The sequence below is a fragment of the Photobacterium aquimaris genome, assembly GCF_002954455.1.
GTDB classification, from domain to species: domain Bacteria; phylum Pseudomonadota; class Gammaproteobacteria; order Enterobacterales; family Vibrionaceae; genus Photobacterium; species Photobacterium aquimaris.
Map to the genome: position 1 here is coordinate 689,431 of NZ_MSCC01000001.1, position 24,531 is coordinate 713,961.

Genomic DNA, 24,531 nt, shown 5'->3' on the forward strand with positions numbered 1-24,531 from the left:
CAATGTCCTTATTAATTATTGTTGTAATTGGCTGCGAATAAAGGCGAGAGTTTTTTCACATTCGTCACGATTACCGACACTGATACGAATACAATTTTCAATTGGCGTGCGACGTAAAATAATGCCACTAGTCCATAGTGCATTGAATAGTTTATCGGCATCAGAAAATTTAACTAACAGGTAGTTACCATAGCCATCAAATACCGTTACCCCCGCTAACATGCTCAACCCCGCTTGCAGATAAGCACGGTTAGCACACAGATCTAATACTTGAAATTTAGTGCGCGCGCGACCAGCAGCAGATAACGCTTGTACTGCAATTTCAGTAACAGGAACCGGTACTGGATAAGGCGCAATCACTTTAAGTAGGATGTCGATAATATCGCTATTGGCTAACGTAAAACCGCAGCGTAGACCAGCCAGTGCAAATGCTTTGGATAGAGTTCGCAAAATAACCAGATGTGGGTAGGTCGCTAATAAATCTTTGACACTATCTTGCAGACTAAAATCAATATATGCCTCATCAATGACAACTAAGGCTTTATCTGTCGTCATCTCTAATAAGCTAATAATGTCTTTTCGAGCAAGTAAATTGCCTGTGGGATTATTAGGGCTACAAGCAAAAACAACTTTGACGTTATCAAGATTGGTTGCAATAGCATTAAGATCAAGTTGCCACTCTGGTGTTAGTGGTACCACTTTAGCCTTCACCCCATTAGTTTCCGCACTTATGGCATACATTCCATAAGTCGGTGGGCAATATAAAATGCTATCGCAGTTTGGCTCACAGAAGGCTTTAATAATAAGTTCAATGCCTTCATCTGCACCGCGAGAAGTTAATACTTGTTGTGGTTCAACCCCTGCGTAATCGGCATAAGCATTGATTAACTCTGGTGGTTGACACTCACTGTAACGATTAAGGCCTGCCAGATTAATATTGTATTCATTCACAAACGGTGATTCATTGGCATTGAGCCAAATATCACCATTGCCCCCTAAGCGACGCGCTGATTGGTAAGGGGTTAATTCACGCACGGTTTTACGGGCTAGTTGGGTAATAGTCATGATTAATTCTCTTGTTGTTGCGTTAGTTTATTAACCCGAATAGTGACAGCGTGTTTGTGGGCATCAAGCCCTTCAGCCTCTGCAATAGTGGTCACTGATTTTGCAATACCAAGTAAGCCATCAGCGGATAATTCTTGTACTGTCATTCGTTTACTAAAATCAGCTAAGCCGAGGCTTGAATAAGTACGGGTGTAACCATATGTCGGTAAAACATGGTTAGTGCCTGATGCATAGTCACCGACAGATTCCGGTGACCATTTGCCTAAGAAAATAGAACCCGCATTATCGAGTAATGATACTAACTCTCGCGGTTCACAGGTTTGGACAATTAAGTGTTCAGGGCCATATTGATTTGAAATCGCCACACATTGAGGCAAGGTTTCGGTGACAATTAATAAACTAGAAGCGAGTGCTTTTTTTGCAATATCAGCGCGTGGAAGTTGGGTTAACTGTTGTTCAATAGCGGCTGCAGTACGATCGGCAATCGCTTGACTTGGCGTAACCAAAATCACTTGTGAATCCGGTCCGTGCTCTGCTTGGCTTAATAAATCTGCAGCAATAAAATCGGGATCAGCCGTGTCATCGGCAATCACTAATACTTCAGATGGTCCTGCTGGCATATCAATTGCAGCACCTCTGAAATCATTACTTACTTGGCGTTTAGCCTCAGTAACAAATGCATTGCCAGGGCCAAAAATCTTATCAACACTGGTGATAGTTTCTGTACCATAAGCCATCGCAGCAATGGCTTGAGAACCACCGACATTGTAAATATTATTAATGCCACACAATTTGGCGACATATAAAATTTCATCGGCAATTGGTGGTGGTGAACATAAGGTAATCTGGCGACAACCCGCAATTTGTGCAGGTACGCCTAGCATGAGAACGGTAGAAGGTAATGGCGCACTACCACCTGGAATATATAACCCGACAGAGTTAATTGGGCGAGTGATTTGTTCACAGATGACACCAGCTTGAGTTTCAACACGTAATGTCGGTTGCTGTTGTGCAAGGTGAAAAGTGGTGATATTTCGATGTGCTTGTTCTAAAGCCGCTTTCATATCATCACTTAAGCGTGCGCAGGCAGCATCTACTTCAGTCGCTGAAACCGCTAGAGTTTCTGGGCGTTGACCATCAAATTTTTCAGTCAGCGTGAGCAGGGCATCATCACCTTGCTGGCGTACTTGCTCTATAACATCACTGACAATAGCGCTGATATTAGCACCATTAGTTACCGCAGGACGTGCAAGAAGTTGCTGTTGTTGGTCTTTAGTGAGGGATTGCCATACTACCGTTTTCATACCTTACTCCATCATTTTTTCAATTGGCAATACCAGAATAGAGCTGGCACCGAGTTCTTTTAGTTGTTCCATGGTTTCCCAAAATAGATTTTCAGAACTCACTAGGTGAATGGCTACTCGACTTTGATCGCCAGCCAGTGGTAATACTGTTGGATCTTCCGCGCCAGGTAATAAACGTTTAATTTGGTCAAGGCGGTCAGTGGGAGCGTGTAGCATGATGTATTTAGATTCTTTGGCTTGAATAACACCTTGCATACGGGTCAGAAGGCGTTCTATTAACGCTTGTTTGTCATCACTAATAGTTTCAGTTGACTGAATCAGTACTGCTTTAGAACGCAGAATAACTTCCGCTTCTTTGAGGCCATTGGCTTCTAGGGTCGCGCCGGTTGACACTAAATCACAAATCGCATCAGCAAGACCTGCACGAGGAGCAACTTCAACCGAGCCGTTAAGCATACAGGTAGTAAATTTAACCCCGATATCATCCATGTAACGCTTAACTAATTGCGGGTAAGTGGTGGCAATACGTTTACCATTTAGATCTTGAGGACCGCTGTAATCAGCGTCTTTATCAATTGCAATTGAGAGACGACAACCACCAAAATCAAGTCGACGCAGTTTGATATACTCACAGGCTTCGTTACGTGCGGCACGTTCAAGACCGACTTCTTCAAGTTCGTTTTCACCGATAACGCCTAAATCAACCACGCCATCCATGATCAGACCCGGAATATCATCATCGCGAACGAGTAACAGGTCAATTGGCATATTTTCAGCGTGAACTACAAGTCGTTCACCCATCATATTAAACTTAACTCCACAGCGTTTAAGTAAGTCTTGGCATTCTTTACTCAGACGGCCTTTTTTCTGAATCGCAATACGTAGTCGTTGGGTTTGCATGGTTATATTCCTTGTCTAAATTCATTCACATCATCAATCTTTCGAATTGAAAATTGGGCATTAAAAAACCCTCGAAAGAAACTTCTTCCGAGGGTCTGAATGAGATATTCCGTTATGACCACTGGAAGAAAAATGCGTCTTCCAGGGTGAGGCGTATCCTCCCGAAAGACTAGTCAGGATGATGATGGTGCTGAAATGTGACCATTTGGATACGCATAAATATTTACTCAATAAGGTTGAACGCTATTCGTTGTTGTTATTCACACTAACGAAGCTAATTGTTTTTTGCAACAATAAATTGAGTGAAAAGTTAAATTAAATGTTAATTTATTGTATTGATGCCTTTAAGGAATAAAAAAAGAGTGGTTATTTATTAAGGTCATGAAGTTTAATGGATTATTTGTTTTTGTTTTCGCAGGGTACATCTGTAGGTGTGACGATGTTTGTAACGTGTTTGGGTGGGGTTTATCAATGTGGCAACAATTGTGGAGTCAACAAATGGGGATTATCAAATCCCCATTGATTAATTATTTTGTGACATAAATTGATTTAGCCGCAGCATTTCTTATATTTTTTACCGCTACCACAAGGGCAAGGATCATTACGACCAACAGTTTTGTTACTGGTCACTGGCGCTGACGGTGCAGGTTGCTCACAAGGTGGTGGCTGTGGATACTCACCATCAATGTAAAACCAATAGCGTTGACCGTTAATGGATTCTTGTACGAAACGCGAGCGTTCTTGTAATATATATTCTTCGCCAGCTTCTTTATAACCCGCTTTAAATTCAACATAGCCTTGTCCATCAGCTGCTATTTCACTGTTGATCACTTCAAGGCCTAGCCATGTTAAGGCGATGGATTCTGCAATGGCTGCACGATGTTGCTCTGCGTCACAGCTAGCGTGATAAGTTTGTACCACAAAATCCACTAAGCCTAAGACATGGGCACTGTATCGAGCGCGCATCAGTTGTTCTGGATGGGTTGCTAATGCATGATTGGCATGAATAGGCTTACAGCACTCAGCAAGTAGTTTGTGGCTGCCACAAGGGCACTCATCGTGATGTTTTGGCATGTTTTTAGTCGATCTTAGTAAAGAAATTAGCCTTAGTTTACGTTTTCATCATCTTTATTGGCAATCAGTGTTTATATTTGGCGCAATATATTGATTGAGTGATTAAAAAAATGGAAACTAATAACACATAGGTACATAATATCCGCCACTGGAATAAAAGCAGTGACATGCACAATTGTGCCCCTTAAATAACCCTCTCGTATTTGTAGTAGTTATGTCGATATTTACCTTGATACAAGCGGGATTGCTTGTTGGTGGCGGTATTTTTAGTTTTATGCTGTTTATGGCATGGAAAAAAAATCGCAAGCAGGAAGCTGATACACGTATTATTCCTGTTGCTATTGTTGGTGGTTTTGCCCATTTTTGTGACACATTAGGGATTGGTAGTTTTGCTATCATGACGGCAGGCTACAAGCAGTTTAAGTTGATTGATGATCAGCAATTACCCGGTACTCTAAATTGTCAGTCAGTGATGCCAACGGTATTTCAGGCATTTATCTTTATGACGGCGGTATCGGTTGATTCGGTAACCTTATTAAGCCTTGTTATTGCGGCTTGTATTGGTGCCACGATCGGAGCACGGTTAGTCTCAAGTTGGGATCGACAGCATATTCGTATCGTAATGAGTGTTGCATTATTAATTGTGGCAGGATTGATGCTTGCAGGTCAGCTAAAGTTGTTTCCACTAGGTGGGAGTAGCTTGGGATTAAGTGGCTGGAAGTTAGTGATAGGTATTATCGGTAACTTTATTTTTGGCGCTTTAATGACGGTGGGTATTGGTTTATATGCGCCATGTATGGTGATGATTTACCTACTAGGTATGAATCCATTAGCTGCTTTTCCGGTAATGATGTGTTCATGTGCATTTTTAAGTTTCTTCTCGTCTGCGAGCTTTATTCGTCATAATCGTTTTAATAGCCGTGCAACAGTCACTGTTGCCTTGGTTGGGCCGATAATGGTGATAGTTGCTGCTTATTTGGTGAAATCGTTAGATATGCATGTACTTGCGTGGTTAGTGTGTGCAGTGGTTTTCTATACTTCTGTAACTATGTACCGTTCATGGGCTGCAGATAGAAAGACTATGCCAACTTCAGCGATGAAATTACAATAAGCGTAATATTTTGGCACTATTATTTATAAATAAAAAAGGTACGCATGTCGTACCTTTTGTGCTTTTTATCGCTAGGGATATGGATTATCAATCTGAGCTTGGTGTATTGAAATTGCGCGTTTCTAGTTGATAGCCATCAACGTTATATACTAGTACCGAGCCGTTATCATACCAATCGCCAAGCACTATCCGTTGAGCTGGAATGCCGTCAATCTCAAAATTATGAATCTTCGGCCTGTGAGTATGGCCATGAATCATTTGAGTGACATTAGCATCACGCATGATACGGATCACTTCTGTCTGAGTAACATCCATAATTGATTGGCTTTTAGTTTGATTATTTTTACCGCTATTTTGGCGGAATTTATCACCGACTTTAATACGGTACGATAACGGTAATCGAGCAAATAACCATTGAATAACTGGATTGTGGACTTTTTTACGGTAGCGTTGGTAGGCTTGATCTTCAATACACAGTGTATCACCGTGTAAAATCAATGTTGGTGTGCCATAGAGATCAACCACGGTATGTTCAGGTAATAATGTGATACCTGTTTCTCGGCTAAATCGCTTGCCAATTAAAAAGTCACGATTGCCATGGATAAAATAACAAGGTGTGCCAGCATCAGTTAACGTTTTGAAGGCTTGTTTGATTTGGCGTAAGAAAGGGGAGTCTTCATCATCGCCAATCCACATTTCAAATAAATCCCCTAAAACATACAAGGCATCAATATGGTGGGTTTCTTGTGCCATAAAGCGTAAGAAACAGGCGGTAATGTCGGGACGTTCAGCACTTAGGTGCAAATCTGCAATAAATAATGTGGTCATAAGTCACTAATAAAGGGCGATAATTAACCGCCCTTTGCGAAGTATTAGTCTTCGATTGTTACGTTTTCGATGATAACGTCTTCAACAGGCACATCTGAGTGGTAACCATTACGGCCTGTTTTTACTGCTTTGATCTTATTAACTACGTCCATGCCTTCAACAACAGCAGCGAATACACAGTAGCCCCAGCCACTCATGTTCTCGCCAGTGAAGTCTAGGAAGTTGTTATCTTTTACGTTAATGAAGAACTGTGAGCTAGCAGAATGCGGTGCGTTAGTACGCGCCATTGCTAATGTGCCTGTTTTGTTGCTTAGGCCATTGTTTGCTTCATTTTGAATAGTCGCGCGAGTTTCTTTCTCTTCCATACCAGGAAGCATGCCGCCGCCTTGAACCATGAAACCATCAATAACACGGTGGAAAATAGTACCGTTATAGAAACCGTCACGGCAGTACTGTAGGAAGTTAGCACAAGTAACAGGTGCTTTATCTTCGAAAAGGTTAATTTTGATATCACCAAAATTTGTGTGAAGGGTAATCATGATTTATTCCTTAAATGGAGTGTTTTCTCTAAGCGTGAATATTAACTTACCTTAGCCTTGTCAGACAAACATTACCCGCTTAATCTGCACTAATTGCTAAAATAGCATCCATCCTTGAATTTTCCTTGCGATCAAATGCTATAAAAGGTGTAATTACCGACAAATTCGAAATTAATGAGTAATGCTGAGACATGTTAAAGATCTATAATTCGCTCACACGACAAAAAGAAGTATTTACACCCATCCATCCTGGCAAAGTCGGTATGTACGTCTGTGGCGTTACGATCTATGATTTATGTCACATTGGACACGGTCGTACATTTGTCTCTTTTGATGTGGTGTCGCGTTATTTGCGTTACTCAGGTTACGATCTTACCTTCGTACGTAATATTACCGATATCGACGATAAAATCATTAAACGTGCAGCTCAAAATGGCGAAAGCTGTGAATCATTAACTGAGCGTTTAATTGGTGAAATGCACGCTGACTTTGATGCTTTAGGCATGAAACGTCCTGATGTTGAGCCTCGTGCGACACAGTTTATTGCAGAAATTATCGCACTTTGTGAACGTTTAATTGAGCGTGGTTTTGCGTATGTTGCTTCTAATGGCGATGTGATGTTTGAAGTGAGCAAGTATGACGATTATGGTCGTCTTTCTAAGCAAGATCTTGATCAACTACAAGCGGGTGCACGTGTTGATATCGACATGGCAAAACGCAGTCCACTTGATTTTGTGTTGTGGAAAATGTCTAAGCCTGGTGAGCCAACATGGGAATCACCGTGGGGCCCTGGTCGACCTGGTTGGCACATTGAATGTTCAGCGATGAACTCATCTATTCTTGGCGATCACTTTGATATTCATGGCGGTGGCTCTGATCTACAATTCCCTCACCATGAAAATGAAATTGCGCAATCATGCTGTGCTCACGATGGTCAATATGTGAATACATGGATGCACAGTGGCATGGTAATGGTTGATCGTGAGAAAATGTCGAAGTCATTAGGTAACTTCTTCACTATTCGTGATGTATTAAACCATTATGATCCTGAAACAGTACGTTATTTCTTAATGTCTGGTCATTACCGTAGCCAGTTAAACTACAGTGAAGATAATTTAAAACAAGCACGTTCTGCATTAGAGCGTCTATACACTTCACTACGTGGTTTGGATACCTCTGTTGAAGCGGCTGGTGGTGAAGAGTTTGTTGCTCGCTTTAAAGATGCAATGGATGACGATTTCAACACACCTGAAGCATATTCAGTATTGTTTGATATGGCGCGTGAAATTAACCGTCTGAAAACTGATGATGTTGCTGCAGCATCGACATTAGCTGCTCGTTTACGTGAACTTGCTGATATTCTTGGCTTATTATCACAAGATCCAGAGGCTTTCCTGCAAGGTGGCGCTGGTGAAGAAGATGATGTTGCTGAAATTGAAAGTTTGATCCAACAACGTTTAGATGCTCGTGCTGCTAGAGATTGGGCCGCTGCCGATGAAGCGCGTGATAAGTTGTTGGCGATGGGCATTATCTTAGAAGATGGTGCACAAGGTACAACTTGGCGTCGTAAATAATTTAGCTGATTGTTAAATAAAACCGAGGTTTATATGCCTCGGTTTTTTTATGTCTTTTGTTAGCGCTATAGCGTTTCAGGCAATTTTGTCCCGCACTTCTTACAGTATTCCGCATCCATTTCGTGTCCGCTAGTAGCACAATTAGGGCAGCGAATAAGTCCGCGATGGGTTTTTATTTCTTGGTTTAACTCAGCAGTAATAATACCTGTAGGCACTGCCAGTATTGAATAACCTAATAGCATTGTTAATGATGCGAGTGCTTTACCCATCACCGTATGAGGCACAATATCTCCATAACCGACAGTAGTAATTGTCACGATAGCCCAATAGATACTTTTAGGAATACTGGTAAAACCATTGCTTGGACCTTCAATAATGAACATTAAAGATCCAAACACTGTTACAAGAATTAATACCGAACTAAAAAAAACAAAAATTTTACGCTGAGCGTGACGAAGAGATCGCAATAAAATATTGGAATCTCGAAGGAATCTAGCTAGTTTTAGCACTCGGAAAATACGTAACACACGAATTAACCTAATGATTAATAAATAATTCGAACCTGGAATTAAAAATGCAATATAAGCAGGAAGAATCGCCATTAAATCAATAACACCATAAAAACTGCGCGCATATGCTAACGGACGTGGAGAGCAATATAAACGTACAATATATTCAATGGTAAACAGAATCGTAAATCCCCATTCAGCATTAACAAGTAAATGTGAATATTGTGATTCAATGCTGGCAACCGATGAGATAATTAAAATTATTTCAGAGCTTATAATGGCAATAATTAACGCAATATCAAACCATTGTCCGAAGCGAGTCGAGGTGCCGAAAATAATTTGATATAGACGTTGTCTGAAGGTTAGTTTTGTCATAATTCAAATAGTATTTATTAACAAGAAAAACGCAGCATCCTCTTTTGAAAGCTACGTTACGCCATTAACTGGCTGCGATAGTTTCAAGTATATCAAAACCCTGCATTGACTTATGTTTTTATTGAATATTAAAAAGCCCCAACAAAATGTTGAGGCTCAATGCTTATTGCAAAATAAACGACGCTATTAACTCAAACCGGGCAGCATTACTCGCAAACCATTAATGATAAATTCAATCCCAAGTGCTGCAAGTATCAAACCCATGATACGAGTAATCACGTTGATCCCTGTTTGACCTAAAAAGCGCACAATATAAGGTGCTGAACGGAATAATAACCAACAGCAAAAAGCAAATATGATAATAGTAATCGCAATTCCCATTGTAGAAGCTACGCCAGGGTAACGCGATCCATACACAATCGTAGAACTGATTGCACCGGGACCCGCCATTAATGGCATAGCTAAAGGAACAACTCCAACTTGCTCACGACTCACTGACTCTGACTTTTCTTCTTTATTTTGTTTAACTTCGCCAATTTTACCACTCATCATTGAAAATGCGATGCTAAGTAGTAGCAAACCGCCAGCAACACGGAATGAGTCAATTGAAATACTAAACAGATCCAGTAAATGTTGCCCAGCTATTAATGCAACAATCAAAATAATAACAACCGCAATATTAGTTGTTAGCGCGGTTTTATTACGCTCATCAGCATTCATTGAACCGGTTAAAGAAACGAAAACAGGCATGATACCGACCGGGTTTACCGTCGCAATAAGCCCAACGAAAAAATGCAAAAATATAGCTATATCAAAAGCCTGCATAAGATTACCTGTCAGTTAGCAAAATTTATGATGGTGTAGTAAAACGAAAAAAAAGCCATTTGACCCGTTATCGTGGTAATAAAAATCACACAGCATAAGGTGATTTTTCAATGGTAAGAGTGTATTACCAAATTCAATAAACGATACAAGACAGATGTGTATAAATATCGTTGTTACAAGATTTTAATCTAAGCGGGTTATTTCAGCTACCAATAAAAGCTGATTTTTGCTTATTAAGGAGTCGATAATTTTTATAGTGAATAGATTATGTAAAGTAAATTTTTGTGTATTACGCTTAGAGGGCAAATAACGTGCTAGGTAATATGCAACAAATATTAAGCGATTAGCATAATAAATCGTGATTTATGTCACAACTGGATGTGATAGGGGCTAGTAAATGTATTTTTATTACGTAATATTTCGTCTTGTGAAATAAATGGTTTTAGTACATATTAGATAAATCAACGATGAGATTCATAAAAACGCATGTAAAAGTATGAAAAACACACTGCTTTTGGCAAATTAGTGGTTTTAACAGCATTCTTAGGGTGTAGTGATCTAAATCAATTTCTTTTACTGTGTGAAAAATTATAATCAAATTTGAAAGCAATTTACTAAGTGTGTGTAGTGCAGTAAGTGTTAACGGTTTTTAACACTTAAATGTGAAAGGATTCCAGCATGTTCTTACTAAATAATTTTTAATCTTAAAGCTAGGAGTTTATGTATGCCTGTAACAAATATGGCTGAACTAGATGCAATGGTTGCACGTGTTAAAGCGGCTCAAAAAGAATTCGCTACTTTTTCTCAAGAGAAAGTAGATGCGATCTTCCGTGCAGCGTCTCTTGCTGCAAATAACGCACGTATTCCTCTAGCACAGCAAGCTGTTGCTGAATCTGGTATGGGTATTGTTGAAGATAAGGTTATCAAAAACCACTTCGCGTCAGAATTTATCTACAACAAATACAAAGATGAAAAAACTTGCGGTATCTTAGAAGAGAACGAAGAGTTCGGTACTATGACTATCGCAGAACCTGTAGGTATCATTTGTGGTATCGTTCCAACAACGAACCCAACATCTACAGCAATCTTTAAATCACTTATTTCTCTTAAAACACGTAACGCGATTATCTTCTCGCCACACCCACGTGCTAAAAATTCAACGAATGCAGCAGCTAAGCTTGTACTTGATGCAGCAGTTGCAGCGGGTGCTCCGAAAGATATTATTGGTTGGATCGACCAACCATCTGTTGAGCTTTCAAATGCACTAATGAAGCACGACGATATCAACCTTATCCTTGCAACTGGTGGTCCAGGCATGGTTAAAGCTGCTTACTCTTCAGGTAAGCCTGCTATCGGTGTTGGTGCGGGTAACGTACCTGTTGTTATCGATGAAACTGCAGACATTAAGCGTGCAGTAGCATCAGTACTTATGTCTAAGACATTTGATAACGGTGTTGTTTGTGCTTCTGAGCAAGCAGTTATCGTTATGGACGAAGTATATGACGAAGTGAAAGCACGTTTTGCTTCTCACAACGGTTATGTTCTTTCTAAAGATGAAGCGGATAAAGTTCGTAAAATCTTATTGATTAACGGCAACCTAAACGCAGATATCGTTGGTCAGCCAGCAACTAAAATTGCTGAAATGGCAGGCGTTAAAGTTCCTGCTAATACTAAGATTCTTATCGGTGAAGGTGAGCAAGTTTCTTACGACGACGAGTTCGCACACGAGAAACTATCTCCTACATTAGGTATGTTCCGCGCGTCTTCATTTGAAAATGCTGTAGACCAAGCGGTAACAATGGTTGAGATTGGCGGTATCGGTCATACATCTGGCCTATACACTAACCAAGATACTAACGCTGACCGTATTAAGTACTTCGGCGACAAGATGAAAACTGCACGTATTCTTGTAAACATCCCAACTACTCATGGTGGTATCGGTGACCTTTACAACTTTAACGTTGCACCTTCGCTAACTCTTGGTTGTGGTTCATGGGGTGGTAACTCTATCTCTGAGAACGTAGGTCCTAAGCACCTTATCAACAAGAAGACAGTAGCGAAGCGAGCTGAAAATATGTTGTGGCATAAACTACCTAAATCAATTTACTTCCGTCGTGGTAGCCTTCCAATCGCACTTAGCGACCTAGAAGGTAAGAAGCGTGCGTTCTTAGTAACAGACCGTTTCCTATTCAATAACGGTTACGCAGATGAAATCGTATCTTTGCTTAAAGCACAAGGTATCGAAGTTCAAACATTCTTTGATGTAGAAGCGGATCCAACACTGTCTGTTGTTGAGAAAGGCGCTGAAGCAATGAAGAGCTTCCAACCTGATGTGATTATTGCACTAGGTGGTGGTTCACCAATGGATGCTGCGAAGATCATGTGGGTTATGTACGAGCACCCAGAAACGCATTTCGAAGAACTAGCAATGCGCTTTATGGACATTCGTAAGCGTATCTACAAGTTCCCTAAAATGGGTAAGAAAGCTGAGCTAGTATGTATTACTACTACATCTGGTACAGGTTCTGAAGTAACACCATTTGCGGTTGTAACTGACGATAAAACTGGTGCTAAGTACCCGCTAGCGGATTACGAGTTAACGCCTCAAATGGCTATCGTTGATGCGAACCTAGTAATGAATATGCCTAAGTCGCTAACAGCGTTTGGTGGTTACGATGCAGTAACTCACGCACTAGAAGCTTATGTATCTGTTCTTGCTAATGAATACTCAGACGGTCAAGCACTTCAAGCACTAAGAATGCTAAAAGAGTACTTACCATCAAGCTACGCGAACGGTGCTAATGACCCAATCGCACGTGAGAAAGTACACAATGCGGCAACTATCGCGGGTATCGCGTTTGCTAACGCATTCCTAGGTGTTTGTCACTCAATGGCGCACAAGCTAGGTGCTGAGTTCCACGTACCGCACGGCCTTGCTAACGCATTGTTGATTTCTAACGTAGTTCGTTACAACGCAAATGATAACCCAACTAAGCAAACTGCATTTTCACAGTACGCAAGCCCACAAGCGCGTCGTCGTTATGCTGAAGTTGCTGACCACTTGGGTCTATCACACGCTGGTGACCGTACTGCACAGAAGATTGAGCGTCTACTAACTTGGTTAGATGAATTGAAAGTGAATCTTCAGATTCCAATGTCAATTCAAGAAGCGGGTGTTGCTGAAGCAGATTTCCTTGCAAAAGTTGATGAGTTAGCGGTAGAAGCGTTTGATGACCAGTGTACTGGTGCAAACCCTCGTTACCCTCTAATCTCTGAGCTAAAAGAAGTATTACTTGCTTCTTACTACGGTAAGCCTTTCATTGAAGGTGAAGCGTTTGAAGGCACAACAGTAATCAAGAAATCAGAGCCAGTACAAGTTGCTGTTAAAGGTAAAAAAGCAAAAGCTTAATATCTTTACTGATTAAAATATAAAAAAGCCTGTCTAGTAATAGACGGGCTTTTTGTTTGGCTGGATTTACCTGACTCGATAAGTGATTAAAATTAACCTCTTAACCTCTTAACCTCTTAACCTCTTAACCTCTTAACCTTGAAATCTAAAAAAGGCCGAGTTGTTATACTCAGCCTATTGATTACAGTTATTGTTTGAGGTTGCGAAATTAGACGCCAATTTCAGACTCTAGCATGCGGCCGTTAAAAGAATCGTTTCTGACTATATACTCAACGTTACGCGCTATTTCATCTTGCATTGGCACGTTAACAATAGTGTGCTGATCATGGTGTTTGTCTTGTAAATTAATTGGCACAATACCACCAACTCGAATATTAAAATCTGCCAGTTCAGTAGCCCAACTTTGCGTCAAGCCACTGACAACCGTTTTACTGGTGGTTGGTGTATGAGGATGATGGTTCTCATGGCTTAAGGCTAAATTAATAATCACACTTTTATGGGGTTGGTTTTGCATAAATTCAGCGGCAATCTTGCCAAAAATAAAAAAACTCGCTGCACTTTTTTGCATAATATCATTAAAGTCAGTAATGGAAGTTGGTGATAACAGTTGCGGTATTTCAGTCCCAGTCCAGGTGTTTAATAAAATATTTATTGCTCCAAAGCGTTCGCATACTTGTTGGAATAACTGCTGAATACTAGCTTCATCGTAGTATTGTATGTAAAACGCAGCTGCAGCATCATTAATCTTACAGCAGGATTCTAAGGTCTTTTGTAACTCCGGTTCATTACTATCGACCAAGGCTAATGTTGCGCCTAATGATGCGAAATGAAGGGCGACAGCTTTACCAATAGGATTACCAGCATCGGTAATAATAGCGACTGATTGTCCGATATGCATATATTCCTAGCCTTAATATTTTAATAGTCTTGTTTATGCCTTATTGGTATAGATGTTATTGTAGTTATCTCTAAGGCGGTTACTGACACCAATACTAGTCAATAAAGCTGCAAACTAATAATAATAAAGAAGAAATTATGAGCGAGGTCACGAACAAATTCTGATCTAATTCTACCTGCACAAAGATGATATTTTATCTTTGATCAACTGCAAATATTATTCTAAGCAGCCAAATTCATTTCACTTTTTCGTTTAGATTTAATTAATGCTAAATAAAGATCTTGTGGTGTCGCTTGCAGAGGCTTTGGCTCGATAGGGGGAAGTTTACGGCGCTCATGAATTGATAGATTATGAAATAAATCTTCAGGTAAACCTTTTGTTTTTTGTGGCGGGTAAGATAGAGCTGTTGGCTGTAATTGTTCAAGTAAACGAGTACTGGTTAAACTTGCTTGGTGAAATGCTTGTGCTTGTTCAGCAGCGCGTGAGTAGCATGATGGTGTTGATGTCAGTGGCTGTGAGGCTGGAATTTCAAAATAAGCCCGTAGCTGCTGTGATGATTGTGTTTCAACTGGCGTGGTATCAACAGGAATGTTCTCATGCAGATCAGTAGATAATAATGCCAGCATTAATGCAAAATCAGCTCGACGACCACCTTCAACCGCATGGTTGAGGTTAGTACCGAGTTGGATTTCATTAATAAGCTGTATATTATCAAGTGATTGAGTTTGCATGTAACGAATAACTATCTACATAAAATATGATACTTAAGTTATCGACAATAGTATGGATAACTTTAATGATTTATTTTAAATAATAAAAAGCCCTGAACATATCAGGGCTAATAAAATTATTGCGTTAAAACCAGATTAGAATTCAGGCTTAGCACCAAATTGATGCGCGCAATAGGCAACTCGTTCTTCAGGTGTTGGTGTATGTGCCGTCACACCCATTGCTTCAATATGACGTAAGCGAGGTAATAAACCAGTACCGTTAGCGATTTGAATTGCTAACCCTGGGCGAGCATTAAGCTCTAATACCATTGGGCCTTTGGTTTTATCTAACACCATATCGGTACCCATATATCCTAAACCTGTCATTTCCCATGCACTTGATGCGAGCACTAACAATTTATTCCATTCAGGAACTTTAAGTTCACTCAATAGACGGTCAGTATCAGGGTGGCGCTCAATCGGTTGGTTAAATTGTACCGCTCGAATTGCTTTTCCTGACGCAATGTCGATACCGACACCAACGGCACCTTGGTGTAAGTTTGCTTTACCATCAGAGGCTGATGTTGAACAGCGCATCATTGCCATAACAGGGTAGCCTTTAAATACGATCACACGTACATCGGGCACACCTTCATAACTAAAGCCATCAAACACATTATCAAATTGAATCAGGTTCTCGACCATCGCAACATCATTTTTCCCCCCAAGCGAGAACAATCCTGCTAGCGTATTGGTAATGTGGCGCTCAACATCTTGCTTATTAATCTCAGCGCCAGAGGGCTTAACGTAAACGCCGTCTTTGTGCTTCACAATAACCAAAATGCCTTTACCACCAGAGCCTTGAGCAGGTTTGATAACAAATCCTGGCCAGTCTTTAACCATATGATGAATATGCTTAACTGTTGCTTGGCTATCGATAACACCAATCAAATCAGGAACTGTCGCTCCCGCTTGTTGAGCAATTAACTTAGTTTTTAATTTGTCATCCACAAGAGGATAACGACTACGGTCATTGTAACGTCCAATATAGCTATGGTTACGTTTATTCATGCCCATGATGCCACGATCACGCAGTTTTTGTGGTGAAGTAAACTGTGAAAAAAATGACATAGGTTAGTCCTCAGCGAGTGGCTTAAAGCGACGTAACTCACTTAGACGATAACCAGTGTAGTTACCTAAGATTAAGATCGCTGCCAGAATAAGGAACTGCACACCAATAAAGTTAAACGTTAGATGACGAATAATAGGTGTTGTCATTGCAAGGTAAATTAATACTGAGGTTAACAGTGAACCACCACCTTGAATAAACACTTCTTTCGCGCCTTCTTCTTCCCATAAAATCGACATCCGCTCGATGGTCCATGACAAGATAATCATTGGGAAGAAGGTAATAGTTAGACCCTCAATCAGACCAATTTTAAATGCCACTACGGTGAATATCGAAATAATCAATATAACCGTTATTATGACCGCGGATATTCGTGCCACCAGAAGTAGGTTGAGTTTCGAGAGGTAACTTCGAATAATTAAACCTGTACCTACAATAAGTAAGAAGCCAACAATACCAGTCAGTAATTGTGTTTGTACAAAAGCAACCGCGATCAATACTGGCATGAAAGTACCAGAGGTTTTTAATCCAATGATCACACGTAAGAACACCACAATTAGTGCACCGATAGGAACCAGCATGATGGTTTTAAACATCGCCTGTTCTTCAAGCGGTAAGCTATGGATTGAGAAGTTCAGCAGATCTTCTGCTTTAATCTTTTCTTGGGTTGCACGTTGTGGCGTGATGTCTTGAGCAATAATCGAGAAACTGATGTTTGAGTTTCGACCACCTACTACATCAAGTAGCGCATTACCTTGCTGATTCCAAATCATCACATTTTCAGGTTTGCCTTGCTCGCCTGTAGTCAGGTTAAACAGTTGCCAGTTTTTTTGTTGCTTATCCCACACTTCAACCATTGGCGAAACACTTTGACGACGACGTCCATCTTCAAGTGTTAAGCCACTAACAATACGAGAATTGATGCCTTCAAGTGATAATAGGCTAGTAACTACATCAGCCGATGACATTGTATCAAGTAGCACCGCAGCATTTTGATTTTGCTTATCATGTAGCTCACGAATTAACTCGCGCGCTAATGTCACATCATCAGCAGATAAATTACGCGCTTGGGTTAATAATGCGGTTGCTGCTGTTTGTTGTGGATTACTTAAGCTAACTTCAGCAGGCTCACCTTTAGGTGGTACAGGTTTATATTTAGCATGATCATCAACCAGTAATTGGGTTTTGTAATACAACACTTGTTTACCAATTGCGGTTCGTGTTGCCCAATCGGCTTGACGACCATCTTTGGTATTGTGGATCACAACAGAGTAACCAGGGGGTGATGAAGTACTTTCATCGATAAGAGTAAAGCCTTGCTGTGTGCCTGGTGCTGACATTTTCACTTGAACAGGATCGCCAATAGCATCGAATTGTACTCGAGCTTCAACTTCCCATACTGCCCGTTCTTTACCGGGGGTCCATGGCACACCATAAACATCATGGCGGTACATGCTTAATCCTATACCTGAAATGATTAACAGCGATATAAGAATATAAAAGGGTATTCTAGACGTCATGACATCCTCATCATTTATTTGTTAACTTGGACTGGTTTGGGCTCAGTCTTTCCCTGAACAAATTGTTTACCTACATCAACTAGCGCAATATCTTTAAAGAATTCACGGCCAAGTAAAATAGGAAAATCCATTTTCGTTCTGTCTGCGAGAGTAAATTGTGCTTTTTCGTGTAGCTTACCTAAAGTGATCCAAGCTTCGATAACAGGTCGGCGAACGGCTTCTTCAGAGGTTGACTGACGAATACGTACCCAGCGGAAAATAGGTGCTTCAATGGTTTCTGGTTTTGCTTTGTTATTCGCTGCAATTTCTGCTGGTGTATCCTCGGCAGAATCATGACTTAAATTAAAACGAACCCATTCTTTACCGTCACGTTCAAACGTTTGTACATCGATTGCATTTAGCGATGATGTGGTCGCACCTGTATCTACACGTGCTTTAAAGTGGCTTTTAACTGAGTCTATCCATACCCATTCTTCTTGACCTAAAATAGCTTTACCATTCGCGGTTTTAGAGTCGGTGGCAGGTTGCTCCACAGGAACACGAACAATTTGTTTTTCAATAATGACTTTAGGCTGAGTTCGGCTCTTATGCTTAAGAAATTTTATATCTTTTGAGATAGATGCTAATTTTCTTTCAAGTTGGCCTATATATTGCTGTTGGTTTTCAACGTGTGTAGAAACATTATTGATTTTAGTATCAATATGCGTTTCAACATTATTGATTGCAGCTAAAGTTTGTTGGTGATTTTTCTCTAGCGTTGCATTTGAGGTGCATCCTGAAAGTATCGCTAGTGCAATTACTGATACGCTAAGACGAAGCATCATATCTCCTATGTGCGTCTGTTTTATATAATAACAACATTAGTTTACATCAAAAAAGGGATGCAAACAGCATCCCTTTTGTCAGTCGTTAGTCAGGATTCCGTCCAATAAGAATCGCACGTCGAGGAGCAGGATAACCTTCTATCGTTTTTGAGTTATCTTCCTGATTTAAGTATTCTGGAAGGGAATTATTTGTCATCCAGTTGGTTGTTCTTTGTTCATCTGTAGTAGTAATATTCTCATCAACAATACGTACATCAACAAAGCCACATTTTTCCATCCATACTTTTAAAGCCTTAGCAGATGGGAAAAAATACACATTATGCATTTGTGCATAACGGTGAGTCGGTACCAACACGGTATTCTCATCACCATCGATAACTAATGTCTCTAAAATTACCTCACCGCCAGCTCGTAATTGATTCTTTAATTGCAGAATATGATCTAATGGTGAACGGCGGTGATAAAGAACGCCCATACTGAATACAGTATCAAACGCTTTTAACTCAGGTAATTGCTCAATACCTAAAGGCAGTAAATATGCTCGCTCGTCTTGGCCCATTAAACGCTTAATGGCTTCAAACTGAATTAAGAATAGACTTGATGGATCAATACCGACAGTTAGCTTGGCACCTTCACCGAGCATACGCCACATATGGTAGCCATTGCCACAGCCAACATCTAATACGCTGCGGCCTTTTAATGGGGTAATGTGAGGTAATACACGATCCCATTTCCAATCAGAGCGCCACTCAGTATCGATATGAATATCGTGGATAGTGAAAGGGCCTTTACGCCATGGGTGCAATAAGCGTAATAGACTTTCTAAACGCTTTTTTTCACCATCGGCAATAGGAACTTGGTTATGTACACTGACTTCGTTTTTTAGATCAATAATATCGGGTTTATCGGTTGGAAACTTTTGTAGCGCACGTACCCAACGCGCCATGTCACCGTGTTCTTGTTGTTCCCAATCACTTAATTGTTTAGGTAGAGTATTTAACCATGGGCGCAACGTTTCATGTTGAGCGAGAAGTTGATAAAAAGCTGAAAAACTAAACATATTGGAACTGTAAACCTTATTTAATCGCAAACATTGAGCCAAAGTTGAAGCATTGGAACCACACTTCAGAGCTAGAGAAACCAATATCATTAAAACGTTGTTTATGAGTTTCAATGCTATCTGGGCGCATCACATTTTCAATTGCGCTGCGCTTTTGACTGATTTCTAATTCGCTATAGCCATTGGCTCGTTTAAAGTCGTGATGAAGATCGATCAGCAGTTCATTGGCTCGTTCATCATCAAAAATGTATTTTTCCGATAAGATCAAAATGCCACCAGGGCGTAGGCCTGCATAGATTTTCTCTAATAATGCGAGTCGATCATCGGGAGATAGAAATTGGAGAGTAAAGTTAAGCACGACAACAGAAGCGTCTTGAATATCAACATGACGAATATCGGCTTCAATTACTTGTACTGGCGTTTCAGAACGGTAAGCATTAACTAATAATCGACACCGTTCAACCATCGCCGCTGAATTATCAATGGCGATAATTTCACAGCCTTCCTGATCAATATGACGGCGCATTGATAACGTGGCAGCGCCCAGTGAACAGCCAAGATCGAACACTTTTGAATGCGGTTTGGCAAAACGTTCAGCGAGCATACCAATAGCAGAGATAATATTGCTATAACCCGGTACCGAGCGTTGAATCATATCGGGAAAAACTTCAGCCACACGTTCATCAAACGTAAAGTCGCCGAGCTTTGCAATTGGCGTAGCAAAAATATTGTCGTGGCTTGCCATTCTCACGAACCTCATCATATATAAAGAACAGGGATCCTACAGGGACTGTGATGGCGGTTTATGTTAAACAGCTGCCATCAGGTGATCCATCACCTTTGAAAGGTCGCGTATTGTAGAGAAAATAGCAGCATTTGTCTTTAATAATTGTAAATGGTGGTCTGAGTTTGGTCGTTGTTATAGTAGCGAGATCTGTTGATTTTGTTGTAAGTGTTGAGGCTGTGCTAAATCAACTAAGGGGATTGTCAGCGCAATTTGTTGCTGTAAACGCCGATATAAACGCATCGCCGATTCCGGCGCATAGTTGTTATCCGGCGAATGAACAAACAGATACGGTTGTTTGCCTTCAGCCAGCCATAAAGGAATACGCTGTAACCAGTTATTAAAGAAAGGATCATTATGGCTATCATTTGGATGGCCGATAAACCGAATCACAGGGTTATTGGCAGTTGCTATCGCATGCACGGGTAAGCGAGGCTTTTTGCGTTGAGCCTCAATAATTGCTGCAGTGGTAGCTTGGGCGGAGAAAAGCGGCCGACTATCCATAATAATTCGATTGCTGTTTTTTTCAATTAATAAGCGGTTAAGCGCTTGTTCGGCCGCGCCTTTGGTAAAAAAATCAGGATGACGAACTTCAACACCGGTGGTGAGGTGTGATGGGAATTTATTCAGAAATTGAGCTAATACTGGTAATGCATCAGGGCCAAATTGGGCAGGCAATTGAATTTTCCAGATCGCGGTTTTAGGTGCTAAAACGTGCATTGTATTGAGAAAATCAGCAACAGCTTGATCACAATGGCGGAGTTGTTGTTGATGCGTAATAGTTTGCGGCAGTTTAAAGGTAAATCGAAAATGGTCAGGGGTAGCATCATGCCATTTTTTAACCGTTGTCATATGAGGCGTGGCATAGAAGGTGGTATTACCTTCAACGGTAGTAAATATTTCGGCATAACGAGCTAGACGATCGCCACTTTTGCAGCCTTTACCGTATAAGCTTTGAATCCAATGATTATGTGACCATTGAGTTAACCCTAATCGCAATGGTAACGCATTGCAAGCCATAGCCTTTGTCATGAATACCCTCAATGGAGTTAAGATAAATACGGTTTAATTTTAAAGTATTCGTTCAAGAAAAGCTTAAATTACCGTCATTAGAAAAAGATCATTGAGGATTCCATTTTTGATTGGTGGTAGATCGTGCGAATAAACGTGCGGTTAACTTCGCAAACGGAGGCTGTTTGGGTATAATAGCTCGTTATTTTTGCCTCTTGGCCGGCTTGCTATCCAATTTTATGCGTAAATTAGACAGCAAGCGGTCGGGATTGAACCAGTTGTGCTTTGGTTAACAGTAAACTGTAACTTAAACACAAGCATGCTAAATATATAGATTGGGAATTTCTTATGCGCACCCATTATTGTGGACACCTAAATAAGTCCCTTGCAGGACAAACAGTAGATTTATGCGGTTGGGTTAACCGTCGCCGTGATTTGGGCGGTCTTATCTTTATTGATATGCGTGATCGCGAAGGTGTGGTTCAGGTTGTTATTGATCCTGATATGACAGAGATCTTCGGACTAGCTAACCAATTACGTAACGAGTTTTGTATTCGTCTAACGGGTGAAGTGCGTGAGCGTCCTGAAAGCCAATGCAATAAAGACATGGCAACAGGTGAAGTTGAAATTTATGCAACTGGCCTTGAAATTATCAACCGTTCAGAAGCGTTACCACTTGATTTCAACCAAAAGAACTCAGAAGAGCAACGCCTTAAATACCGTTATTTAGATCTTCGTCGTCCAGAAATGAGCGATCGCATCAAACTTCGTGCTAAAGCATCAAGCTTTGTACGTCGTTTCCTTGATGATAATGCATTCCTTGATATCGAAACACCAGTACTAACAAAAGCAACACCTGAAGGTGCACGTGACTACCTAGTACCAAGTCGTGTTCATAAAGGTAAATTCTACGCATTACCACAATCACCACAGCTATTTAAGCAGCTGTTAATGATGTCTGGTTTTGATCGTTACTACCAAATCGTTAAATGTTTCCGTGATGAAGATTTACGTGCTGACCGTCAGCCTGAATTTACTCAAATCGATATCGAAACATCTTTCATGTCAGCAGATCAAGTGCGTGCGACAACTGAAAAAATGATCACTGATATGTGGAAAGAGCTACTTAACGTAGATCTTGGCACATTCCCTGTAATGACATTTGAAGAAGCAGCACGTCGTTTCGGCTCTGATAAGCCTGATCTACGTAACCCACTAGAGTTAGTAGATGTTGCTGATATTCTTAAAGATGTTGAGTTCCAAGTATTCTCAGCACCAGCAAATGATCCTAAAGGTCGCGTCGCTGTTATTCGTGTACCTGGTGGTGCATCGCTAAGCCGTAAGCAACTTGATGAGTACACTAAGTTTGTCGGTATTTACGGTGCGAAAGGCTTAGCATGGATGAAGGTTAACGATCGCGCTGCAGGTATTGAGGGTGTTCAATCTCCAGTGGCTAAGTTCCTAAACGAAGAAGTGGTAGCTAATCTTCTTGAGCGTACTCAAGCAGAATCTGGCGATATCATTCTATTTGGTGCTGATAGTAAGCGTGTTGTTACAGAAGCAATGGGTGCACTTCGCCTGAAACTGGGTGAAGATCTAGAGCTAACCGATAAGGCAGCATGGAAACCACTTTGGGTTGTTGATTTCCCAATGTTTGAAGAAAATGAAGATGGTTCATTGTCTGCAATGCACCACCCATTTACTTCACCACTAAACCTAACTCCAGAAGAGCTAGCAGCTAACCCTGCAGCTGCGCTATCAAATGCGTACGATATGGTTATCAATGGTTATGAAGTGGGCGGTGGTTCTGTACGTATTCACAATTCAGCAATGCAATCAACAGTATTTGGTATTCTAGGTATCTCAACTGAAGAGCAACGTCTGAAGTTTGGTTTCTTACTTGATGCACTGCAGTTTGGTACACCACCACACGCAGGTCTTGCATTTGGTCTTGACCGTTTGGTAATGCTACTTTGTGGTACTGATAACATTCGTGATGTTATTGCGTTCCCTAAAACAACAGCAGCAGCATGTCTATTGACTGATGCGCCAAGCCTAGCAAACCCAGCATCACTAGAAGAGCTTTCTATTGCTGTAAATATTGCTAAGAAAAAAGAACAAGATCAACAGTAATCTTATGTTGTTAACTGCCATTTAGCCTAAACAGGCTAGATGGCAGCTTAGAATGAGCCAATCACCTAATACTGGGATTGGCTTTTTTTATAACTATTAGATTTAACACTGTTTTGGTAAAAGTCTTTTGTTCGCTTTCATGCTGTATTTAGTTTATGTTTTTTAGAGGATATTAATTAATCGTAGCAGGAGATACTCATGGCTGGTCACAGTAAGTTTGCCAATATTAAACACCGCAAGGCTGCTCAAGATGCCAAGCGAGGTAAAATTTTTACTAAGCTAATTCGTGAAATTACCGTTGCAGCAAAAGAAGGCGGTGCTGAACCCGAGAATAATCCACGTCTACGTGCTGCGATTGATAAAGCATTATCAAATAATATGACGCGCGATACCATTAACCGTGCAGCTAGTCGTGGTGCTGGTGGTGAAGGTGATGACGGCGTAGAAACTGTTATTTATGAAGGCTATGGCCCTGCTGGTACAGCGGTGATGGTTGAGTGTATGACAGATAACCGTAATCGTACCGTATCTGGTGTACGCCATGCCTTTTCAAAAGCGGGTGGTAATTTAGGGACTGATGGTAGTGTAAGTTACCTTTTTGAGAAGAAAGGGGTTATTTCATACGCGGCTGGGCTAGATGAAGATGCGGTAATGGAAGTGGCATTAGAAGCAGGTGCTGATGACATTGAAACTAATGATGATGGTTTGATTGATGTTTATACCACGCCTGCTGATTTTGGCGCTGTGAAAGATGCATTAGATAACGCTGGCTTTGCTGCTGAGAACGCAGAAGTCACATTAGTTCCGTCAACCAAAGCTGAATTGGACATAACAACAGCACCTAAACTGTTACGGTTAATTGATGCGTTAGAAGATCTGGATGATGTTCAAGAAGTTTATCATAATGGTGATATGTCAGATGAAGTTGCTGCAGCACTAGAGTAAGTGT

Annotated in this window: 21 protein-coding genes and 1 other annotated feature; of the genes, 5 read left to right on the forward strand and 16 right to left on the reverse strand. The window is 40.8% G+C overall.

Annotated features, from left to right (window positions below; genetic code table 11):
• Positions 1-15 precede the first annotated feature (15 nt).
• The 4 genes from hisC to BTN98_RS03010 form a co-directional block, all read right to left on the reverse strand.
• A complete protein-coding gene (gene hisC / locus BTN98_RS02995) occupies positions 16-1,059 on the reverse strand; it encodes a histidinol-phosphate transaminase (protein WP_060997140.1) in 1,044 nt (347 codons plus the stop codon).
• 8 nt (positions 1,060-1,067) lie between these two features.
• Entirely contained in the window at positions 1,068-2,369 is a 1,302-nt protein-coding gene (gene hisD / locus BTN98_RS03000) for a histidinol dehydrogenase (protein ID WP_105029944.1), read from the reverse strand.
• A 3-nt stretch (positions 2,370-2,372) separates the two neighbouring features.
• Positions 2,373-3,269 (reverse strand): ATP phosphoribosyltransferase, encoded by an 897-nt coding sequence (gene hisG / locus BTN98_RS03005; protein WP_060996685.1) that lies wholly within the window; start codon positions 3,267-3,269, stop codon positions 2,373-2,375.
• A gap of 59 nt (positions 3,270-3,328) precedes the next feature.
• Positions 3,329-3,463: a sequence feature (His leader region), on the reverse strand.
• 355 nt (positions 3,464-3,818) lie between these two features.
• A complete protein-coding gene (locus BTN98_RS03010; RefSeq protein WP_060996684.1) occupies positions 3,819-4,343 on the reverse strand; it encodes a YchJ family metal-binding protein in 525 nt (174 codons plus the stop codon).
• Positions 4,344-4,557: 214 nt separating this feature from the next.
• Here BTN98_RS03010 and BTN98_RS03015 point away from each other — a divergent pair, with 214 nt between their 5' ends.
• Positions 4,558-5,454 carry a sulfite exporter TauE/SafE family protein gene (locus tag BTN98_RS03015; protein WP_060996683.1) on the forward strand — a complete coding sequence of 299 codons (897 nt, stop codon included), beginning with the start codon at positions 4,558-4,560 and terminating at the stop codon, positions 5,452-5,454.
• 87 nt (positions 5,455-5,541) lie between these two features.
• On the opposite strand, the gene lpxH is transcribed toward BTN98_RS03015, so the two are convergent.
• Both lpxH and BTN98_RS03025 read right to left on the reverse strand, forming a co-directional pair.
• A complete protein-coding gene (gene lpxH / locus BTN98_RS03020; RefSeq protein ID WP_060996682.1) occupies positions 5,542-6,282 on the reverse strand; it encodes a UDP-2,3-diacylglucosamine diphosphatase in 741 nt (246 codons plus the stop codon).
• Between the two features lie 44 nt (positions 6,283-6,326).
• Positions 6,327-6,821 carry a peptidylprolyl isomerase gene (locus BTN98_RS03025; RefSeq protein WP_060996681.1) on the reverse strand — a complete coding sequence of 165 codons (495 nt, stop codon included), beginning with the start codon at positions 6,819-6,821 and terminating at the stop codon, positions 6,327-6,329.
• A gap of 191 nt (positions 6,822-7,012) precedes the next feature.
• Here BTN98_RS03025 and cysS point away from each other — a divergent pair, with 191 nt between their 5' ends.
• A complete protein-coding gene (gene cysS / locus BTN98_RS03030; protein ID WP_060996680.1) occupies positions 7,013-8,395 on the forward strand; it encodes a cysteine--tRNA ligase in 1,383 nt (460 codons plus the stop codon).
• Positions 8,396-8,460: 65 nt separating this feature from the next.
• Here cysS and BTN98_RS03035 read toward each other — a convergent pair whose 3' ends face one another.
• Complete coding sequence (locus BTN98_RS03035; protein WP_060996679.1) at positions 8,461-9,279, reverse strand: ion transporter; 819 nt, start codon at positions 9,277-9,279, stop codon at positions 8,461-8,463.
• A gap of 186 nt (positions 9,280-9,465) precedes the next feature.
• The gene (locus BTN98_RS03040; protein WP_060996678.1) at positions 9,466-10,104 is read right to left on the reverse strand and encodes a YchE family NAAT transporter; all 639 of its coding nucleotides are present in this window, start codon (positions 10,102-10,104) and stop codon (positions 9,466-9,468) included.
• Positions 10,105-10,828: 724 nt separating this feature from the next.
• Between BTN98_RS03040 and adhE the strand changes: the two genes are divergently transcribed.
• Positions 10,829-13,513: a bifunctional acetaldehyde-CoA/alcohol dehydrogenase gene (gene adhE / locus BTN98_RS03045; protein ID WP_060996677.1), complete on the forward strand. Its 2,685-nt coding sequence runs from the start codon at positions 10,829-10,831 to the stop codon at positions 13,511-13,513.
• A gap of 208 nt (positions 13,514-13,721) precedes the next feature.
• Here the strand turns inward: adhE and BTN98_RS03050 are convergent, their stop codons facing one another.
• From BTN98_RS03050 to BTN98_RS03085, 8 genes are all read right to left on the reverse strand, one after another.
• On the reverse strand, positions 13,722-14,411 hold the full coding sequence (locus BTN98_RS03050) for an SDR family oxidoreductase (RefSeq protein ID WP_060996676.1): 690 nt from the start codon (positions 14,409-14,411) through the stop codon (positions 13,722-13,724).
• Between the two features lie 221 nt (positions 14,412-14,632).
• Positions 14,633-15,142 (reverse strand): VC2046/SO_2500 family protein, encoded by a 510-nt coding sequence (locus BTN98_RS03055; RefSeq protein ID WP_060996675.1) that lies wholly within the window; start codon positions 15,140-15,142, stop codon positions 14,633-14,635.
• A gap of 135 nt (positions 15,143-15,277) precedes the next feature.
• A complete protein-coding gene (locus BTN98_RS03060) occupies positions 15,278-16,252 on the reverse strand; it encodes an alpha-L-glutamate ligase-like protein (RefSeq protein WP_060996674.1) in 975 nt (324 codons plus the stop codon).
• A gap of 3 nt (positions 16,253-16,255) precedes the next feature.
• Positions 16,256-17,770 (reverse strand): inactive transglutaminase family protein, encoded by a 1,515-nt coding sequence (locus BTN98_RS03065; protein WP_060996673.1) that lies wholly within the window; start codon positions 17,768-17,770, stop codon positions 16,256-16,258.
• Between the two features lie 14 nt (positions 17,771-17,784).
• Positions 17,785-18,591 carry an ATP-dependent zinc protease family protein gene (locus BTN98_RS03070; RefSeq protein ID WP_060996672.1) on the reverse strand — a complete coding sequence of 269 codons (807 nt, stop codon included), beginning with the start codon at positions 18,589-18,591 and terminating at the stop codon, positions 17,785-17,787.
• 88 nt (positions 18,592-18,679) lie between these two features.
• Positions 18,680-19,654: a tRNA 5-methoxyuridine(34)/uridine 5-oxyacetic acid(34) synthase CmoB gene (cmoB, locus tag BTN98_RS03075; RefSeq protein ID WP_060996671.1), complete on the reverse strand. Its 975-nt coding sequence runs from the start codon at positions 19,652-19,654 to the stop codon at positions 18,680-18,682.
• A gap of 16 nt (positions 19,655-19,670) precedes the next feature.
• Entirely contained in the window at positions 19,671-20,399 is a 729-nt protein-coding gene (gene cmoA / locus BTN98_RS03080) for a carboxy-S-adenosyl-L-methionine synthase CmoA (RefSeq protein WP_060996670.1), read from the reverse strand.
• A 174-nt stretch (positions 20,400-20,573) separates the two neighbouring features.
• Complete coding sequence (locus tag BTN98_RS03085; RefSeq protein WP_060996669.1) at positions 20,574-21,470, reverse strand: DUF72 domain-containing protein; 897 nt, start codon at positions 21,468-21,470, stop codon at positions 20,574-20,576.
• A 327-nt stretch (positions 21,471-21,797) separates the two neighbouring features.
• Here BTN98_RS03085 and aspS point away from each other — a divergent pair, with 327 nt between their 5' ends.
• A complete protein-coding gene (aspS, locus tag BTN98_RS03090) occupies positions 21,798-23,582 on the forward strand; it encodes an aspartate--tRNA ligase (RefSeq protein WP_060996668.1) in 1,785 nt (594 codons plus the stop codon).
• 198 nt (positions 23,583-23,780) lie between these two features.
• Positions 23,781-24,527, forward strand: coding sequence for a YebC/PmpR family DNA-binding transcriptional regulator (locus tag BTN98_RS03095; protein ID WP_060996667.1), 747 nt, complete (start codon positions 23,781-23,783; stop codon positions 24,525-24,527).
• Positions 24,528-24,531 lie beyond the last annotated feature (4 nt).

Coding starts and splice junctions, on each gene's coding strand:
- hisD (WP_105029944.1), bottom strand. CDS start 2,369: ATGAAAACGGTAGTATGGCAATCCCTCACTAAAGACCAACAACAGCAA.
- hisG (WP_060996685.1), bottom strand. CDS start 3,269: ATGCAAACCCAACGACTACGTATTGCGATTCAGAAAAAAGGCCGTCTG.
- BTN98_RS03010 (WP_060996684.1), bottom strand. CDS start 4,343: ATGCCAAAACATCACGATGAGTGCCCTTGTGGCAGCCACAAACTACTT.
- BTN98_RS03015 (WP_060996683.1), top strand. CDS start 4,558: ATGTCGATATTTACCTTGATACAAGCGGGATTGCTTGTTGGTGGCGGT.
- lpxH (WP_060996682.1), bottom strand. CDS start 6,282: ATGACCACATTATTTATTGCAGATTTGCACCTAAGTGCTGAACGTCCC.
- BTN98_RS03025 (WP_060996681.1), bottom strand. CDS start 6,821: ATGATTACCCTTCACACAAATTTTGGTGATATCAAAATTAACCTTTTC.
- cysS (WP_060996680.1), top strand. CDS start 7,013: ATGTTAAAGATCTATAATTCGCTCACACGACAAAAAGAAGTATTTACA.
- BTN98_RS03035 (WP_060996679.1), bottom strand. CDS start 9,279: ATGACAAAACTAACCTTCAGACAACGTCTATATCAAATTATTTTCGGC.
- BTN98_RS03040 (WP_060996678.1), bottom strand. CDS start 10,104: ATGCAGGCTTTTGATATAGCTATATTTTTGCATTTTTTCGTTGGGCTT.
- adhE (WP_060996677.1), top strand. CDS start 10,829: ATGCCTGTAACAAATATGGCTGAACTAGATGCAATGGTTGCACGTGTT.
- BTN98_RS03050 (WP_060996676.1), bottom strand. CDS start 14,411: ATGCATATCGGACAATCAGTCGCTATTATTACCGATGCTGGTAATCCT.
- BTN98_RS03055 (WP_060996675.1), bottom strand. CDS start 15,142: ATGCAAACTCAATCACTTGATAATATACAGCTTATTAATGAAATCCAA.
- BTN98_RS03060 (WP_060996674.1), bottom strand. CDS start 16,252: ATGTCATTTTTTTCACAGTTTACTTCACCACAAAAACTGCGTGATCGT.
- BTN98_RS03065 (WP_060996673.1), bottom strand. CDS start 17,770: ATGACGTCTAGAATACCCTTTTATATTCTTATATCGCTGTTAATCATT.
- BTN98_RS03070 (WP_060996672.1), bottom strand. CDS start 18,591: ATGCTTCGTCTTAGCGTATCAGTAATTGCACTAGCGATACTTTCAGGA.
- cmoB (WP_060996671.1), bottom strand. CDS start 19,654: ATGTTTAGTTTTTCAGCTTTTTATCAACTTCTCGCTCAACATGAAACG.
- cmoA (WP_060996670.1), bottom strand. CDS start 20,399: ATGGCAAGCCACGACAATATTTTTGCTACGCCAATTGCAAAGCTCGGC.
- BTN98_RS03085 (WP_060996669.1), bottom strand. CDS start 21,470: ATGACAAAGGCTATGGCTTGCAATGCGTTACCATTGCGATTAGGGTTA.
- aspS (WP_060996668.1), top strand. CDS start 21,798: ATGCGCACCCATTATTGTGGACACCTAAATAAGTCCCTTGCAGGACAA.
- BTN98_RS03095 (WP_060996667.1), top strand. CDS start 23,781: ATGGCTGGTCACAGTAAGTTTGCCAATATTAAACACCGCAAGGCTGCT.